This is a genomic window from Mesorhizobium sp. M0140, assembly GCF_040322475.1.
Classification (GTDB): domain Bacteria; phylum Pseudomonadota; class Alphaproteobacteria; order Rhizobiales; family Rhizobiaceae; genus Mesorhizobium.
Map to the genome: position 1 here is coordinate 60,256 of NZ_JAMYTM010000019.1, position 16,060 is coordinate 76,315.

Genomic DNA, 16,060 nt, shown 5'->3' on the forward strand with positions numbered 1-16,060 from the left:
TTCGTGCCCATCGATTGGATCGATTCAAACACTGGAAGGAGTGCACATCATGCATCCCGTGAGCTATCTATTTGAAGACATCTATCGCAACTATTGGGGCATCGCGCCGGCTTCCGAACGGCCGGAGCGGCGTCGGTTGGCAAGGTTCCGGCGGCGCAATCGCGAATTGGTCATCCAGCCCGAGCCCCGGCAGAACTAACGGCCCGGCAAACGACGTTTGACAGGCGGAGGTCTGTTTATCGGGCAGGGCGCCCAGAGGCGTTCAGGAACGTGCGCGCACCAGTGCCGAGGCAGCGATCGCCAGCCAGCCGGCGATGAGCAGGGTGCCGCCGATCGGCGCCGACAGCGGGAACAGTCGCGACCCGATGAAATCGCGGGCTAGCAGATCGCCGCAGAAAAGCAGAAGCCCAACCAGCAGGATCAGGCTGGCGATGCGCAGGATCCGGTTTGCGCCAAGCAGTCCGGCGGCAAGGAAGACCGGCGCGTGCATCAGCAGGAACGATGCCGCGGTGCCGACGAAGGCGCCACCCAGATGCGCCGCCGCGGCCGACAGCGCCACACCCGCCGCGCCGCAGAGGCCGCTGGCCAGCACGAGGATACGGCTGCTGGCGCCGGAAAATTGCTCGGCCGTGCTCATGTCCGTGGCTCCGTGGCATCCGAGGGATATGCCTGACTCGGTCAGGGCTTGCCGGGGTTGGCGAGCATGTCCTGCGCGCGGCGTGATTGCGCCAGCCAGTTATACACCGCGCCCCCGCCCATCAAGACGGATGTGCCCAGAAACACCGAGCGCATGCCGAAATGACCACTGGCAAAGCCGCCCAGCAAGGGGCCGGCGACTTGCCCGACATACTGGGCGGAAATCGACAACCCGAGCACATTCCCGCCGACGCCATCGGGAACATTGTGGCGGATCACGCTGGTGATGCAGGGCAACAGACCGCCCAGCGCCAAGCCCATCAGGAAGCGCAGGCCGATGAGTTGCCAGCTTTGTGTGACGAAGGCCTGCGGGATCAGCAGCAGCGCCGAGACGGCAAGTGCGCCGATGATGACGTTCCAGTGGCCGACGCGGTCGGCGAGCTTGCCGAGGCGCGAGGCCGACAGGATGGCGCCAAGGGCCGCCGCCGACATGACGACGCCTGATATCATCGTGACGCGGCTTTGGTCCGCAATCAACTGCTGCACATAGACGGTGATGATCGGCTCGATCGACATGGTGGCGAAGCTCAACAGCATGCCGGTCGCCAGCATGGCGACGACAGGCCGCTTGTCGGGGATTTGTGCCCAGCCGCCTTTCTGCTTCTGCTTCGACGCGGCGTCTGCTGTTTTCGGCCGGGGATTCTCCTTGATTAGAAACGTGGTCGCCAGGAACGCCAGGAAGATGACGCCGCCGGAGAGGAGAAAGGTGGCGCGGATGCCGATCAGCGGCGGCAGGGCGCCGCCAACCAGCGGGCCGACCAGAGCCCCGCCCGTGATACCGGCCGACAGCAGGCCCAGCGCCCAGCCGGAACGCTCCTTGGGTGTCTGCATGGCGACGAGGATGGTCGACCCCGAGGAATAGCCGCCGGCAAAACCGATCAGCAGCCGCAGCAGCACCAGTTGCCAGACCGTCTGCACCATGCCGGTCAGCGACATGCATATGGCCATGCCAAAGCTGGCGCGAACCAGCATCACCTTGCGGCCGTAGCGGTCACCGAGACGTCCCCAGAGCGGCGCCACCAGCGCCGCAGCGAAGAACGTCGCGCCATAGGCGATCCCTGACCATTGCACGATCGCCGCGTGGCCCTCGGCACCCAGCTGCTCGATATAGAGCGGCAGGAATGGCAAAAGCAGCGTCATGGCGACAAGCGTCGAGAACGAGCCGGCAAAGCACACGAACAGGTTGCGCCGCCAGTGGATGTTGTAGGTGCTGTCGGTTGCCGGGGGCGTGCTCTGCTGCATGTCATATGTCCTGTCCCAGCAACTCTTTTATCGATGGTTGCTGCGGATACCAATTTGGGATACCAAGATGGTTCACGTCATGGACGCAAGCTTGGCCGCTGTCAATGCAACCTCAAATGTGATCGTCGTCAACGGTCGGAAGCCATCGGAAACCGGGAGCAAAAATGTCGCAGATGCAGAGCGTCGAGAAACAGCTTCGGCAAATGATCCTGGGCCTCGAGATCGGTCCCGGCGAGAAGCTGACCGAGCGCTGGATCGAGAGCCGCTTCGGCGCGTCGCGAACCCCGGTCAGGGCAGCACTGCTGCGGCTTGAGACCGAGGGCCTGGTCGGCAGGGACGGACGTGGCTGGACGGTGTCGCCGATCAATCTGGCTGAACTCGAGCAGATCGCCGTCTACAGGGAGGCGGTCGAGGTTGCGGCGCTTCGCCTGACATGCAGCCTGGCGGACCGGAGCGCCGTCGATGTCATCGAGGCGATGCTCGAGTCCTGCGACAACGACACGCCGCGCGAGGAATGGCATCGCGTCGGCATGGATTTTCACATCGAACTGGCGCGTCTGTCGGGCAATGAATTCCTGTTTAGGGCGGTGCGCGATGCCATGACGCGCCTGTCGCGGGCGCGCTGGCTGGAGGTTCGCGACGAAGCGGCCCTTGCCCGCGCCTGGGCTGAACATCGCGCCATTCTGGCGGCCACGCGCCTTGGCGACGCCGATGAAGCCGCGCGCCTGCTCTCGGTCCACATCGTCAGCAGCCGCGACCGGCTGGTGACGTCGCTCGCCAACGATCGGCGCGGTCTTCGCGCCAGAGGCTTTGCCGTCGTTGCTGCTTAAGAGTGGATGAAGGAGCGCAAAGCGGCGTCTGGACGTATGCGCACTTTCGCCTCGCTTCGCAGACGCCGATGGCGTAAGGAGCGGCCATGGAAAACAACCGATTTGAAACACCTGTGACTGTGAAGTCAGTCGCGGCGGGAAGCACTCAGCTCTTGCGCACGGCGCGTGAGGCTTCCGACTACCTCCTCAACAGCTGGCCCGGCAAGCGCAGCCCCAAGCATCGCGCGGCCCTGCAGGCCTGCCATGACGCACTCGCCGGCGACAAGCCGGCGATGAACGCCAGGCGCGCCTTCATCGCGGCAGCACGCGAAGTGGACGTGTTCGTCAGCGACAAGGCGCCGGCCTGACACAAGGCGACATCCGGGGCGGCAATCCGAATTGAGGCGCGGCCCGCATCTGCGGGCCGTTTGCCGTCACTTTGCCGTTTCGGTTTCGGCTTCAGTCTCGTCTTCGGGCTTCGAACGTTCCCTCGCTGCAACCTTGGCTGCCAGCTTCTCGGCCTTCTTGGCCGCCTTCTGGCGGTCGCGTTCCTTGCGTTCCTGATCGTAATTTGGTGGTCGCGCCATATCGGCTCCTTTTCACTGCCTCGCGGCTCTGGTCCTGCCTAGGAGCATTAGCCGTCAAACACAACAGCTGAAGCGATAGTGCGTCGATGATGGCCAGGCTTGCAAGATGCGCGTTGCAATGAAGGGGCCAGGCTCATCATTGCGGCGGCCGATACCTATCGCCGTCGATTTGCCGATCAGATGCCGCTTCGGTCAATCACCAGATCGGCGGCGCCAAACCGGTCCTTTGCCGTCAATTGCTGGTGCCAGTAGGGATAGAGCAAGGGCGGCCGGCTGACCGCGTCGAGGCGCTCGCGCTCCTCGCCGGAAAGCACCAGGCTTGCCGCCGCGATGTTGTCCCGGAACTGCGTTTCCGTCCTGCCGCCGATCACCAGCGAACTGACGGCCGCCCGGCCAAGCAGCCAGGCCAGCGCCACCTGCGCTGCCGACACGCCGCGCTGCGCGCCGATCTCGACAAGCACATCGACGATCCGCCACAGCCGGTCCTCGTCGCGGATCGGCGGTTCGGACCAGCCGGCAAGCTGGCGGGCGGTGGGGCTGTCGCGGCGGTATTTGCCGGACAGCAATCCGCCGGCAAGCGGGCTCCAGACCAGAACGCCCAACCCCTGGTCGACGGAAATCGGCAGCAGTTCGTACTCCGCTTCGCGCGCTTCCAGCGTGTAGTGGATCTGCTGCGTGACGAAGCGCGGCTGATGATGGCTGTCGCTGACGCCGAGCGCCTTCATCACCTGCCAGCCGGAATAGTTCGAGCAGCCGACATAGCGGATCTTGCCCTGGGCAACCAGCGTGTCGAGCGCGGCGATGGTTTCCTCCAGCGGTGTCACACCATCCCACTCGTGCAGGAAATAGATGTCGATGACGTCTGTCCTGAGCCGCTTCAGGCTCTTCTCGCATTCGCGGATCAGGTGATGGCGCGACAGGCCTTCATCGTTGGGACCTTTGCCGATCCGCATCCGTGCCTTGGAGGCGATCAGCACGTCGCCCTTGCGCTTGCCGCCGAGCGCTTCGCCGATGATTTCTTCGGAAATGCCGTTCGAATAGACGTTGGCAGTGTCGATGACATTGATGCCGGCGTCGATGCAGAGATCGATCATCCGGCGCGCCTCGTCGAGGTCGGTCTTGCCGACAGCCGAAAATGCGCCGGCGCCGCCGAAAGTCATGGTGCCCATGGTCAGCGTCGATACTTTCAGGCCGGAACGGCCGAGAGTGCGGTATTCCATGTCGGTCCTCGCGATTGCATTGAGAAGGGGTTGGGAAGGGCGCCCGAATGTGGCTGCTATTTGTAGGACAATTTGCGCGGTATGTCTCCATGCCAGGGCGGCGGATCGATCATGCCTCGCGGGTTTTTGCAGTGATGGCGATCAGGTCAGGCTGCAATAAAACCGTCATTGCGGGCCTATATTGAAGTCGGCTCAGGCGTTGCCGTTCCGGGCTGTAAGCCGGGAGTTTGGGGCGCCGATCGACAGAGCTTGCAAGTGGAGCAGCCGATAATGGCCGAGCTAAAACAGAATTCTGCGGCCAGGGATTGGCTTGAAGCCGAACTCGCCGACACGCTCGACGAAGACTATGAGCTCGAAATGTCGGAGCCGGCGCTGTCGATGGAGATCGCCAGGATCTACAAGAATTCGCATCCGCCTTCGATCGATCGCATGCAATATTTTCGCGACCTGATCAGCCTGCAGTCCGAATTGATCAAGCTGCAGTCCTGGGTCGCCTACCACAAGAAGAAGCTGGTGGTGATCTTCGAGGGACGCGACTCGGCCGGCAAGGGCGGCGTCATCAAGCGCATCACCCAGCGGCTCAATCCGCGCATCTGCCGTGTCGTGGCACTGCCGGCGCCGACCGAGCGCGAAAAGTCGCAATGGTATTTCCAGCGCTATGTCCCGCATCTGCCGGCCGGCGGCGAGATCGTGCTGTTCGACCGCTCATGGTACAACCGCTCGGGCGTCGAGCGGGTGATGGGTTTTGCCCAGCCCGATCAGGTCGAAGAATTCTTTCACGACGTGCCGGAGTTCGAGCGCATGCTGGTCCGCTCGGGCATTACCGTGGTCAAATACTGGTTCTCGATCACCGACGAGGAACAGCAGATGCGCTTCCTGATGCGCATCCATGATCCGATGAAGCAGTGGAAACTGTCGCCGATGGACCTGCAGTCGCGCGTGCGCTGGGAGCAATACACCAAGGCCAAGGAAGAGACCTTCGCCCGCACCAACATCTCGGAAGCGCCCTGGTTCATCGTCGAGGGCAACGACAAGAAGCGCGCGCGGCTGAACTGCATCGGCCATCTGCTCAAGCAGATGCCGTATGAAGAGGTCCCGCACGAGGAGATCACGCTGCCGGAGCGTGTGTTCAATCCCGAATACGAGCGCCAGACGTTGCCGCGTGAGCTCTACGTGCCGGAGAAGTACTGAGATAGACGAAGCTGCAATCTCCCTCCTTGTGGGGGAGATGCCCGGCAGGGCAAGAGGGGGGCGTGCAGGATCGCCAGCCTCTCCACAGCCTGTCGAAAACAGGCCAAAGGCAAAGCCGCTATGGATTGAAGCGCTGGAGGGACAGCGCCCCCTCTGGCCTGCCGGCCATCTCCCCCACGTGGGGGGAGATTGGCTCTCCACCTAAGCCCGCTTGACGGTGACGTGCGTGGCGAGCGGCGTCGCAACCTGCTCGCTGCAGACATAGCCGAGCTTGATCATGTCTAGGCCGGCAAAAAGGTTCTCGCCCGTACCGAGCAGCACCGGCGCGATCGCCAGATGCATCTCGTCGATCAGCTTCTCCTGGAGGTATTGCCGGATTGTGGCGACGCCGCCGCCGACGCGCACGTCCTTGCCATCAGCCGCTGCTTTTGCCTGTTCAAGCGCTGAGTGGATGCCCTCGGTGATGAAATAGAAGGTCGTGCCGCCCTCCATGACGATCGGTTCGCGCTTGTGATGGGTCAACACGAAAACCGGCACATGGTAGGGAGGGTTATCGCCCCACCAGCCTTTCCAGCTGTCATCGGGCCATTCGCCGCGGATCGGCCCGAACATGTTGCGGCCGAGGATCCATGCGCCGACATTCTCGAAACTGCGCGCCGCGAACGCCTCGTTGATATCGGTGGTGCCGCCATCTTGTCCGAGCACCATCTCACGGAAAGTGCGGGTGTCGACAAACCACTTGTGCAAGGATTCCCCACCGACGCCAAGAGGATTTTGCAGATCCTGATCGGGACCGGCGCCATAGCCGTCGAGCGACAGGGTGAAAGCGTTGACGCGAAGTTTGGACATGCGAGCCTCCTCGATAACCAGTTGTATTTTGCAAGCAGTTGTTTTGTATCAAACTGGTTTTTAATTGCAAGCAGTTTTCTGGCGGCAGCAATCTCCCAACGTAGCGGACCTGCAACGCTGGGGTACGAAAGGCGGGGTGCAGCCTTGTCAGCTCAACTCGACTTTACTGTCCCGTTTAGCGATCAAATGGTCCCGCAAGAGGGACAACACCGTCCCGGCAAGCTCGTCGGGCGCCTCGCAATGCGCCGACGTCCGGTAGTATCGGTCGACGGCAAAGCCCAGACCAACGGCCAGCAATTCGATATCTCCGGCTGCCTCAACCTGCCCAATCACCTGCAAAATATGGTCTTGGAGATAGTGCGCTCCATTTGCCAGCAGCGTGGCGTCGTCAACGGGTGCTCCGTCTGAGACAACAAGCAGAACCTTACGGGCCTCGGGTCGTTCTCGCAGACGCCCAACGGCCCACTCGATGGCTTCGCCGTCGATGTTCTCCTTGGGAAGGTCCGGCCGTAACATCGGCTTGAGAACATGACCCAAACTGCTCTGACGGCTGTCGTCGGCCTGCCGGTAGATAATGTGCAGCAGGTCGTTCAGCCTTCCCGGATTTTTGGGCCGGCCATCTTCATTCCAGATGCGCCGCGATTCCCCACCGCGCCAATTGCGCGTGGTGAACCCAAGGATATCGACCTTTATGCCGAGTGTCCGCAGAAACTCCTGTGCAATGTCGACTGAAGCAGCCGCGTACAGCATTTTCTGGCCGCGCATCGATCCGGACTGGTCGACGAGAATGGAGACGACCGTATCAGCGCGGTCAGGCGCCGATACGCTATCCCGGACTTCAGTGGCAATATCCGCTGCCAGAATCAGATGCTTCGTCCTCCAGCCGGCGAGGCCGCTCTCCAGCTCTGCCCATATCGCCTCGACCGCGGATTTATGTTTGTCCGAAAGCTGCCCGATAGCGTTTGACAGTTTTAGGCTCGGCACAATCCAGTCATGGAGCGTGACGTAGGCGTGATAGCCGGGCGTAGCAGTGTCGCCGCGTGGCACGGGGACAAACAATGATCTGAAATGCTTGCCCAGCCTTCGCAGCAATGTCGGCTATCCCTTCAGCAGTTCCGCCACTTCGGGCGCGAAATAGGTCAAGATGCCGTCGCAGCCGGCGCGCTTGAAGGCGAGCAGCGATTCCAGCATTGCCTTCTCGCCGTCGATCCAGCCATTGGCGCCTGCCGCCTTGATCATCGAATATTCGCCCGACACCTGGTAGGCGAAGGTCGGCATCTGGAACTCGTCTTTCAGCCGTCGGATGATGTCGAGATAGGGCAGGCCGGGCTTGACCATCAGCATGTCGGCGCCCTCGGCAATGTCCTGTTCGGCCTCTCTCACCGCTTCGTCGGAATTGGCATGGTCGATGTAATAGGTCTTCTTGTCGCCCTTGAGCAGGCCGGCGGTGCCCACCGCCTCGCGATAGGGGCCGTAGAAGGCCGAAGCGAATTTGGTCGCATAGGACATGATCGCGACGTCCTGAAAACCATTGGCGTCAAGCGCGTCCCGGATGGCGCCGATGCGGCCGTCCATCATGTCGGACGGCGCGATGATGTCGGCACCGGCGGCCGCCTGGATGACAGCAGCGGCGGTCACCTGTTCCACTGTCTCGTCGTTGACGATGATGCCGTCGCGCAGGATGCCGTCATGGCCGTGGCTGGTGAACGGGTCGAGCGCGGCGTCGGTGATGATGCCGATCTGCGGCACTACATCCTTGATCGCACGGGTGGCGCGGTTGATGACATTGTTGGGATCGAGGATGTGCGAGCCGGTCTGGTCGCGCAGCGAGATGTCCACATTGGGGAAGGTGGCGAGTGCCGGAATGCCGAGTTTTGCCGCGCGCTCGGCCTCTTTGACGGCGAGATCGATCGACAGGCGGAAGACGCCGGGCATGGCGGCGATCGGCTCGCGGATATTCTTGCCGTCAACGACGAAGATCGGCCAGATCAGATCGTCGACCGAAAGCCTGTTCTCCTGCACGAGGCGGCGCGACCAGTCGGCCTTGCGCATGCGGCGCAGACGGCGGCTGCCGGTGATCTCGTCGACGCCGCGCGCGCCGGCGGGCTTTGCGGGGGTGAATTTGTTCATCGCCAATACTCTCGTTCGGCGGCTTTTTACCACGACCCTTTGCCGCTGACCAATGCGACACGTTTGTGCCAGCGATCCGGTCGAGGCCTATTCGGGCTGCCCATTGCCCGACAGGATCTGCGTCGCGCCCTTGATAGCAACGCGGAAGGCCTCATCGAAGCTGACACCGCGCACCTGCCAGATGTAGGTCTTGCCGGCCGTGGCCAGCCGCCAGTCGGCGATCCAGCCGAACTCCTTGTCGCTCCAGACGAGGCTGCCCAAAAGTGCCTGATCGGCGCCGGCCTTTTTCGCAATGGTGTCGAGCTTCGCCATCTCGGCGTTACGAAGCGCCTGATCGGCCAATCCGGCCCGCGACAGCTGTGCTGCCGTGGGAAAAGTCACCTGCATGGCCAGCGGGGCTGCGGCATTGCCGAACGATTCGCGCATCAACACGCCGCGCTCGTCATCTGCTTCGAGCGCGAAATGCTGGGTGCCGCGTTCGGTTGCCAAAAACACCGCCAGCCGTGGCCGCTCGGTCAGCCACGGCCTGCTGCCGAGCGACGCCAGCACCGGGTCGATGTCAGCAGGCTTGTACTGGCAGTAAAGATTATGGGGCCGATCGTACGTGCCCTGATCGTCATGGTTGGGAATGCCTTCCATGCGGTCGCGGTAACTAAAGCTGGCAACGAAGCTGCCGGCCTTGTCGCGCAGTGCCGCCATCTCCGGTTTCGCCGGCAGGCGCTGATCGCCGGAAACCCGGACCAGAACCGCGTCGAGACAGCGCTTGAAGCCGGCCTGCCGGTTTTTCTCGTACTTGCCGTTGACGATGGTCTGCGAACTGTAGAGGTCTTCCAAAGTCCCCGCCATGACAGGGTGAACAGCCAAGCAGATGCTCAGCCCAATTGCCACCGGCGCAAAGCGTGAAAATCGAGTCATAACCAATCGTCCCGTTCGAAGACCCGCCAGAGCTGCGCTGCAATGAACTCTATCCAGTTTTTCAGTATTGCAGCTCGATTTTTAGTACCGGCTCCTGGTCCGGGCCAGAGCTTGCACCGGTGTGCTCGCCATTGACGCACCCATGCGCCACGCTTTAGCACTTCAGTCCCGGCGGCCGGGGGAGGGATTCTTCACGATGGATTTTGGCGGAGGCGACGAGATCCGCTTCGAACATCTGGGCCGGGCCGGCGTCGTCACCTTGACGCGGCCGCAGGCGCTCAATGCCTTGACGCACCGCATGATCGGGGCGCTCGACGCTGCTCTTTCCGCCTGGGAGGCCGACCAGGGCATCGACGTCATCGTCGTCAAGGCAGAGGGCAGGGCCTTTTCGGCCGGCGGCGATATCCTGCATGTCTATGAGACAGGCCGGGCGGGAAAACCGCCGGTCGAGTTCTTCGCCGACGAATATCGCCTCAACGCCCGCATCAACAGTTATAGGAAACCTTACGTGGCCCTGATTGACGGCATCGTCATGGGCGGTGGTGTCGGCATCTCCTTCCACGGCTCGCACCGGGTGATGACCGAGAATGCCCAATTTGCCATGCCGGAAGTCGGCATCGGCTTCTTTCCGGATGTTGGCGCCAGCCACCTGCTGCCTGACCTCGGCGGCTCCTTCGGTATGTATCTGGCGCTGACCGGCAATCGCATCCGCTATGGCGATGCGCTGTGGTCGGGGCTGGCCACCCATACCATCAAGGCCGAGGACCAGGCTGGCTTCCTCGACCGCCTGGCGCTGACCGGCGATCCGGAATCGGTGCTGCGCGGCTTCTTCGTGCAGGCAAGGCGAGAAACCGACAGGCCGACGCTGGAGGCGATTGTCCGCCATTTTTCGCAACCGTCCCTGAACCGCGTCATCGACAGCCTCGAGCGTGCGGCCGCCGCCGACGAGTTCGCGGCAAAGACACTGGCGACGATCCGCACCCGCTCGCCGACCAGCCTGCGCGTCGCCTGGCGGCAGATCAGCGCCGGACTGACGCTGTCCATGGAAGCCTGCATGAAAATGGAGTTCCGCATCCTCAACCGGATGCTCGCCGGCCATGATTTCTACGAAGGTATCCGCGCCGCCATCATCGACAAGGGCTCGAAGCCGCAATGGCGGCCGGCAAGCCTCGCTGCGGTCAGCGAAGCGGATGTCGATGCCTATTTCGCTCCGCTCGGCGAACGGGAACTCTTGATATGAGCGAGGTGACCTCGAGGCGCGTCGTGCTGCAGCCCTCCGGGGTGGAGGTGATCTTCGCCTGGTTCCAGCGCGTCATATCGGGCTACTGCCTGCTGTTCGGCATTCTCTACTGGATCAGGTTGATCGGCTTTTATCCGGGTACGCTGTGGCGGTTCGACCTGATGCCCGTGCACTGGCAGGTCGCGGCGGTGGTGCTCGCCGTGTTCTTCCCCTTTGCCGCTGCCGGCCTGTGGATGCTGGCGTCCTGGGGCCCGGTGATCTGGTTCATTTGCGCGGTGACCGAGACGGTCATGTATGCCGGCTTTCCCGAGCTATTCGGCCATCGCTTGCTGATTGTCGTCTCGCATGCGGCGGTGGCGGTGCTCTACATCGTCTTCCGCGTCGTCATCTACCTGCAGAAGCGCCCGGTCCGCCACTAAGCCCTTGAGCACATTGGCGGCCCCGCTGTCGCCTCGAATGAGCCCCGCAATCGTTGCCGAAATCTTTAGGTTAATTATCCTTGCTCGGGTGACCGTTCGTTAAGCCTCTTGCGAAACCTCTTACCGGTAAGCTCTTGTTAGCCCTAGCGTTTAAGTCGAATTTTATGAGTATTCGATAGTGTCGCGATCAAGGTGAAAAACAAAAAATCACCAGGGCGACAAACGAGAGGCAAAGACAATGATCAATTCGCGTCCGGCGGCGAAGACCGCCAACGTATCCGACGATCGCCGCGAGGCTATCCGTTCCCTGTACATGGAATCGCTGCAGCTTGTTGAGCGGCTGCACCGCCGCCTGCTTGATGTGATCAAGGACGAATTCGACCGCAACGGCCGTTCCGACATCAATGCCATCCAGGCGCTGCTGCTGTTCAATATCGGCAATTCCGAGCTGACCGCCGGCGAGCTGCGCTCGCGTGGCTACTATCTCGGCTCGAACGTCTCCTATAATCTGAAGAAGCTGGTCGATCTCGGCTTCATCAACCACCAGCGCTCGCGCATCGACCGCCGTTCGGTCCGTGTCTCGCTGACGCCGAAGGGCAACGAGGTGGCGGAGGTCGTTGCCGGCCTCTACGAGCGTCATGTCGGCTCGATCGAACAGGTCGGCGGCATCAACACCGACGAGTTCAAGCAGATGAACCGCGCTTTGCAGCGGCTCGACCGCTTCTGGAACGACACCATCGCCTACCGGATGTAAGGCGTCGCATCGGATCCGGCCCGCGCCACAGAAGCGCGGCCGAAATATCGACCTTCAGTCAGGGCCGGTGCCGAGAGGCATCGGCCTTTTCTTTTCCTGATCCCAAAGCCCAAATATCCGGCCAGGTTTGCTTTCGCTGCAGCAGTGCCTAATGTCACGGCCTGGAGGTGCGCGTTATGGGTGAGGGAAAACGCACGAAGATTTGCTCGGTTGCCGCAGTGCTTTTGTTGGTCTCGCAAACGGCTTTTGCCGAGGAATGGTGGAAGGATTCTTTCGCTGGGGAAGGCAGCGAGCCCTGTGACAACAATGACTCGATAGTGACGTTTACCGACAAAGCAATGGAAATGTGGGAGGTCCGCTGCACGTTGGACAAGGTTCAGAAGATCAACCGCCTGGATGTCGTCATCCTGGATATGAGGTGTACGGACGGCGAGAGCACAGACAAGAGGCGGGAGCTGCTGCTCAAACTCGAGGACAACAAAGTCCTGCGCTACCCCCAGCATGAGGTGTTGCAACGATGTTCGGAATTGAAGGCGAAGCCAGGTCCGGGCCCAAAGGTTGAAACCTCACACTGAGGGATCGTGAGGATAGGCAGCGCGTCTCGTGGAGCGGCCGAACCGCCGTCTGCTTGACGCGATCAAGGATGCCGATCGATACCGAAAAAGCACGGGCCTTTCATTTCGCTGCGGCGCCCGATGCAAATCGCGGGCCAAGGCCACGTTGCCGCCATATTCCAATGGAACCGAGAGTGGCAGTGATGCTGGTGTGAAGACCATGCGTTCACCCGCAATCCGTATCGCGCCTGGGCGCTGTCACACCAAGGTGATACGGAGCATGGTTGGCTAATTGTTAAGATTGCCAATTTTACAGTGCGGGCGAGATCGCCCGGTGATCAACGCAGCAAGTGATCGAACTGCTACAAATGTCTGGAACGTCCATGAGAACCAGCCGTCGTTTTTTCCTCTCCGGAGCCTCCGCGCTCGCAGCCGCGGTGGTCGCCGGCGGCGCCAATGCGCAGGATGTGATCGGTGATATCCTGAAATCCTCGGCGCGCGGCAATTGGGACGACCAGTTCGACGCCCGCGCCAGCGAGGGCGGCAAGGTGGCCTCGACGCTGCCGATCTTCAGCCCGCAGACCGTCGTCTTCACGGAACAGGCGGTCGGGCAATACCAGAACATTGTCGGGCAGGGTGGCTGGGTCGAAGTTCCCGCAACCAAGAAGCTGCAGCTTGGCGTCGACGACCCGGATGTGGTGCCGTTGCGCAAGCGGCTGATGGTTTCCGGCGACCTGTCGCAGAGCGCCGGCATTTCGACGGCCTTCGATTCCTATGTCGACTCGGCGGTCAAGCGCTTCCAGCTGCGCCACGGCCTGCCTGCCGATGGTGCGCTCGGCAAATACACCTATGCGGCGATGAACGTTTCGGCGCAGATCCGGCTCGGCCAGCTGCAGACCAATCTGCAGCGGCTGCGCGAGAAGGCCGGCACGCTGGGCAGCCGTTACGTGCTGGTCGACATTCCGGCAGCGCAGGTCGAAGCGGTCGAGAACGACCGTGTCGTGCTTCGCCACACCGCGATCGTCGGCAAGATCGACCGGCAGACGCCGATCGTCAATTCCAAGATCAACGAGATCATCGTCAATCCATACTGGAATGCGCCCGTCTCGATCGTGCGCAAGGACATCATTCCGCTGATGCGGAAAAATCCCGATTATCTCAAGAACAGCCACATCCGCCTGTTCGCGCCCGATGGCAGCGAAGTCGATCCGATGAATGTGGACTGGTCGACCGACGACGCCGCCAAGTACCGTTTCCGCCAGGATCCCGGCTCGGAAAACGCCATGGCCTCGGTGAAGATCAATTTCCCGAGCCCTGACGGCGTCTACATGCACGACACGCCGCAGCAGAGCCTGTTCGGCAAGATGTTGCGTTTCGATTCCTCGGGCTGCGTGCGCGTGCAGAATGTGCGCGACCTCGTCACCTGGATCCTGCGTGACACGCCCGGCTGGGACCGCCAGCATTTCGAGGCGGCGATCAAGACCGGTGAAAACACGCCGATCCAGGTCACCAATCCGGTGCCGGTCCACTTTCTCTATCTCTCGGCCTGGTCGACCGGTCCGGGTGTCGTGCAGTTCCGCGACGACGTCTACGCGCTTGACGGCAACAACGAACTGCAGATCACGTCTGCGCTGTAAGCGTTTGATTCTTATCTAAAAAGGCCGCCTCTCAGGGCGGCCTTTTTATTGATTGGGTGCCGCGGCGTTTTCACGGGACGGGCGGCTGGACGGATCGGCCGGCTTTGCGCATGGTCGGCGGAAAGCCTGGAACCGGACCATGGAAGTCGCCGTCTTCATTCTGGTCGTGCTCGTCTTCGTGGCGCTTTCCGGCGCTCTGGTTCGCCTGGTGCGGGTGCCGTTGCCGGTGCTGCAGATTGCGATCGGTGCCGCGCTCGCCTGGCCGGTGCGCGGCATCCATGTCGAGATCAATCCGGAACTGTTTCTGCTGGTGTTCATTCCGCCGCTGCTGTTCGGCGATGCCTATGGCGCACCGAAGCGTGAACTGATGGCGCTGCGCGGACCGATCCTGGATCTGGCCATAGGGCTGGTCTTCTTCACCATCGTCGGCTTCGGCTACGCCTTGCACTGGCTGGTGCCGAGCATCCCGCTGGTGGTCGCTTTTGCGCTTGCCGCGGTGCTGTCGCCGACCGACGCGGTGGCCGTGTCCTCGATCGTCGACAAGAATGTCGTTCCGGCGCGGCTGATGCACATCCTCGAAGGCGAGTCGCTGCTCAACGATGCTTCGGGCCTCGTCATGTTCCGCTTTGCCGTGGCAGCGGCGCTGACCGGCAGCTTTTCCTTTGTCGCGGCTTCGCTCAGTTTCCTCTATGCCGTGGCTGTCGGCATCCTGATCGGCGTGGCGGCGTTGTTCGTCGCCGCCAAGCTGCTGCAACTGCTCAACCGCATCGGCGGCGTGCCGGCCGAGGCGCAGGTGCTGGTGATGGTCCTGCTGCCCTTCATCGCCTATCTCGGCGCCGAGCATGTCGGAGCTTCCGGCATCCTGGCGGCTGTCACCGCCGGCCTGCTCACCGGCGGCTCCGGCGTGTTTCGCTTCCTCGGTGTCTCGGCGCGCATGCAGACGATGTCGCTGTGGACGACGCTTTCCTTCGTTTTCAACGGCGCTCTCTTCATCGTGCTCGGCCTGCAGCTTCCCGACATCATCCGCCATGTGCCGCCGGAACTCATGAGCCTGCACCCGATCATCCAGCCGATCGCGACCGTCATCGCGCTGACGCTGTGCCTGATCGCGTTGCGCTTCCTGTGGATCTGGGTGGGCGATATCGCGGCCGGCATCGCCGCGCGTCTGGGCAAGCGCAAGGTGGAGCCGTTCGGGTTGGGCGTGCGGCTTGCCGGTTCGGTGGCCGGCGTGCGCGGCGCCATTACGCTGGCCGGCATCCTGTCACTGCCGCTCGCCATGCCGGACGGCTCGCCGTTTCCGGCGCGCGACCTGGTCATTTTTCTGGCCGCCGGCGTCATCATCTGCTCGCTGGTCATCGCCAGCCTCGCTCTGCCGACGATCGCCAGGGGACTGGTCGAGCCCGGTGAGGATGCCGGCGCCGCCGAGGAGCGCCTGGCGCGCGTCGGCGCCGCCAAGGCGGCAATCGCGCGCATCGAGAGCATTGCCGGAGCCGCTGATGATGAGGGAGGCGATGTGCCCGGCGCCAGGCTTGCCGCTGCCGACAGCATCGTCGCTGGCTACCGGCGCCGCATCGCCGCCTCGGACGAAGCCGATGAGGCCCGCGCTGAGGCGCGCGAAGCCGGAAGGCTGGAACTCGAGCTGAGATTTGCGGGCATCGAAGCCGAGCGCGAGGCCGTACGCGCCATGTTTCGCCGGGGCGAGATCAACGACCACACGTCGCAGGCGCTGTTTACCGAGATCACGCTCACCGAGGCCTTGCTGAGAGGCCGCAAGGCGAGGAAATAGCGACCTGAAGGCTTCGCTGGCGCAATCCGGC

17 protein-coding genes are annotated in these 16,060 nt (G+C 62.4%); 9 read left to right on the forward strand and 8 right to left on the reverse strand.

Translation table 11 applies throughout. From position 1 onward, the window contains the following. Positions 1-262: 262 nt before the first annotated feature. Together NKJ37_RS19525 and NKJ37_RS19530 are read right to left on the reverse strand one after the other, a co-directional pair. Complete coding sequence (locus NKJ37_RS19525) at positions 263-637, reverse strand: DUF423 domain-containing protein (RefSeq protein WP_127258136.1); 375 nt, start codon at positions 635-637, stop codon at positions 263-265. A 41-nt stretch (positions 638-678) separates the two neighbouring features. Continuing rightward, complete coding sequence (locus NKJ37_RS19530; RefSeq protein ID WP_352611693.1) at positions 679-1,938, reverse strand: multidrug efflux MFS transporter; 1,260 nt, start codon at positions 1,936-1,938, stop codon at positions 679-681. A gap of 164 nt (positions 1,939-2,102) precedes the next feature. Here NKJ37_RS19530 and NKJ37_RS19535 point away from each other — a divergent pair, with 164 nt between their 5' ends. Together NKJ37_RS19535 and NKJ37_RS19540 are read left to right on the forward strand one after the other, a co-directional pair. Continuing rightward, entirely contained in the window at positions 2,103-2,768 is a 666-nt protein-coding gene (locus tag NKJ37_RS19535; RefSeq protein ID WP_352556269.1) for a GntR family transcriptional regulator, read from the forward strand. A 113-nt stretch (positions 2,769-2,881) separates the two neighbouring features. Next, entirely contained in the window at positions 2,882-3,115 is a 234-nt protein-coding gene (locus NKJ37_RS19540) for a DUF982 domain-containing protein (protein WP_244506945.1), read from the forward strand. 66 nt (positions 3,116-3,181) lie between these two features. Here NKJ37_RS19540 and NKJ37_RS19545 read toward each other — a convergent pair whose 3' ends face one another. Continuing rightward, complete coding sequence (locus NKJ37_RS19545) at positions 3,182-3,334, reverse strand: hypothetical protein (RefSeq protein WP_013532262.1); 153 nt, start codon at positions 3,332-3,334, stop codon at positions 3,182-3,184. Positions 3,335-3,510: 176 nt separating this feature from the next. After that, entirely contained in the window at positions 3,511-4,554 is a 1,044-nt protein-coding gene (locus NKJ37_RS19550) for an aldo/keto reductase (RefSeq protein ID WP_352556267.1), read from the reverse strand. A gap of 270 nt (positions 4,555-4,824) precedes the next feature. On the opposite strand from NKJ37_RS19550, the gene ppk2 reads away from it, so the two are divergent. Next, positions 4,825-5,745 (forward strand): polyphosphate kinase 2, encoded by a 921-nt coding sequence (ppk2, locus tag NKJ37_RS19555; protein WP_352774719.1) that lies wholly within the window; start codon positions 4,825-4,827, stop codon positions 5,743-5,745. A gap of 201 nt (positions 5,746-5,946) precedes the next feature. On the opposite strand, the gene NKJ37_RS19560 is transcribed toward ppk2, so the two are convergent. From NKJ37_RS19560 to NKJ37_RS19575, 4 genes are all read right to left on the reverse strand, one after another. Beyond that, positions 5,947-6,594 (reverse strand): dihydrofolate reductase family protein, encoded by a 648-nt coding sequence (locus tag NKJ37_RS19560; protein ID WP_352556312.1) that lies wholly within the window; start codon positions 6,592-6,594, stop codon positions 5,947-5,949. Positions 6,595-6,741: 147 nt separating this feature from the next. Beyond that, positions 6,742-7,686, reverse strand: coding sequence for a cobaltochelatase CobT-related protein (locus NKJ37_RS19565; protein ID WP_352556310.1), 945 nt, complete (start codon positions 7,684-7,686; stop codon positions 6,742-6,744). 6 nt (positions 7,687-7,692) lie between these two features. Beyond that, positions 7,693-8,724, reverse strand: coding sequence for a porphobilinogen synthase (gene hemB, locus NKJ37_RS19570; RefSeq protein WP_352556308.1), 1,032 nt, complete (start codon positions 8,722-8,724; stop codon positions 7,693-7,695). Between the two features lie 87 nt (positions 8,725-8,811). Continuing rightward, entirely contained in the window at positions 8,812-9,588 is a 777-nt protein-coding gene (locus NKJ37_RS19575) for a DUF8605 domain-containing protein (RefSeq protein WP_352556306.1), read from the reverse strand. 247 nt (positions 9,589-9,835) lie between these two features. Between NKJ37_RS19575 and NKJ37_RS19580 the strand changes: the two genes are divergently transcribed. The 6 genes from NKJ37_RS19580 to NKJ37_RS19605 all read left to right on the forward strand — a co-directional run bounded on the left by NKJ37_RS19580 (position 9,836) and on the right by NKJ37_RS19605 (position 16,029). Continuing rightward, positions 9,836-10,879 (forward strand): enoyl-CoA hydratase/isomerase family protein, encoded by a 1,044-nt coding sequence (locus NKJ37_RS19580; RefSeq protein WP_127288842.1) that lies wholly within the window; start codon positions 9,836-9,838, stop codon positions 10,877-10,879. Next, positions 10,876-11,298 carry a DUF6163 family protein gene (locus NKJ37_RS19585; RefSeq protein WP_023810222.1) on the forward strand — a complete coding sequence of 141 codons (423 nt, stop codon included), beginning with the start codon at positions 10,876-10,878 and terminating at the stop codon, positions 11,296-11,298. Before NKJ37_RS19580 ends, NKJ37_RS19585 begins: the two co-directional genes overlap by 4 nt. Before the next feature lie 238 nt (positions 11,299-11,536). Then, entirely contained in the window at positions 11,537-12,052 is a 516-nt protein-coding gene (gene ldtR / locus NKJ37_RS19590) for a transcriptional regulator LdtR (protein WP_008875359.1), read from the forward strand. 176 nt (positions 12,053-12,228) lie between these two features. Further along, entirely contained in the window at positions 12,229-12,627 is a 399-nt protein-coding gene (locus NKJ37_RS19595; RefSeq protein WP_352556303.1) for a hypothetical protein, read from the forward strand. Between the two features lie 362 nt (positions 12,628-12,989). Then, on the forward strand, positions 12,990-14,243 hold the full coding sequence (locus tag NKJ37_RS19600) for a L,D-transpeptidase family protein (protein ID WP_352611699.1): 1,254 nt from the start codon (positions 12,990-12,992) through the stop codon (positions 14,241-14,243). Positions 14,244-14,382: 139 nt separating this feature from the next. Further along, positions 14,383-16,029 carry a Na+/H+ antiporter gene (locus NKJ37_RS19605; protein ID WP_352611700.1) on the forward strand — a complete coding sequence of 549 codons (1,647 nt, stop codon included), beginning with the start codon at positions 14,383-14,385 and terminating at the stop codon, positions 16,027-16,029. Positions 16,030-16,060: the final 31 nt, after the last annotated feature.

Excerpts from the sequence above, each read along its gene's own strand:
- NKJ37_RS19595 (WP_352556303.1), top strand. The coding sequence starts at position 12,229 with ATGGGTGAGGGAAAACGCACGAAGATTTGCTCGGTTGCCGCAGTGCTT.
- NKJ37_RS19580 (WP_127288842.1), top strand. The coding sequence starts at position 9,836 with ATGGATTTTGGCGGAGGCGACGAGATCCGCTTCGAACATCTGGGCCGG.
- NKJ37_RS19525 (WP_127258136.1), bottom strand. The coding sequence starts at position 637 with ATGAGCACGGCCGAGCAATTTTCCGGCGCCAGCAGCCGTATCCTCGTG.
- NKJ37_RS19605 (WP_352611700.1), top strand. The coding sequence starts at position 14,383 with ATGGAAGTCGCCGTCTTCATTCTGGTCGTGCTCGTCTTCGTGGCGCTT.
- NKJ37_RS19550 (WP_352556267.1), bottom strand. The coding sequence starts at position 4,554 with ATGGAATACCGCACTCTCGGCCGTTCCGGCCTGAAAGTATCGACGCTG.
- NKJ37_RS19535 (WP_352556269.1), top strand. The coding sequence starts at position 2,103 with ATGTCGCAGATGCAGAGCGTCGAGAAACAGCTTCGGCAAATGATCCTG.
- NKJ37_RS19600 (WP_352611699.1), top strand. The coding sequence starts at position 12,990 with ATGAGAACCAGCCGTCGTTTTTTCCTCTCCGGAGCCTCCGCGCTCGCA.
- NKJ37_RS19545 (WP_013532262.1), bottom strand. The coding sequence starts at position 3,334 with ATGGCGCGACCACCAAATTACGATCAGGAACGCAAGGAACGCGACCGC.
- ldtR (WP_008875359.1), top strand. The coding sequence starts at position 11,537 with ATGATCAATTCGCGTCCGGCGGCGAAGACCGCCAACGTATCCGACGAT.
- NKJ37_RS19560 (WP_352556312.1), bottom strand. The coding sequence starts at position 6,594 with ATGTCCAAACTTCGCGTCAACGCTTTCACCCTGTCGCTCGACGGCTAT.
- ppk2 (WP_352774719.1), top strand. The coding sequence starts at position 4,825 with ATGGCCGAGCTAAAACAGAATTCTGCGGCCAGGGATTGGCTTGAAGCC.
- hemB (WP_352556308.1), bottom strand. The coding sequence starts at position 8,724 with ATGAACAAATTCACCCCCGCAAAGCCCGCCGGCGCGCGCGGCGTCGAC.
- NKJ37_RS19585 (WP_023810222.1), top strand. The coding sequence starts at position 10,876 with ATGAGCGAGGTGACCTCGAGGCGCGTCGTGCTGCAGCCCTCCGGGGTG.
- NKJ37_RS19530 (WP_352611693.1), bottom strand. The coding sequence starts at position 1,938 with ATGCAGCAGAGCACGCCCCCGGCAACCGACAGCACCTACAACATCCAC.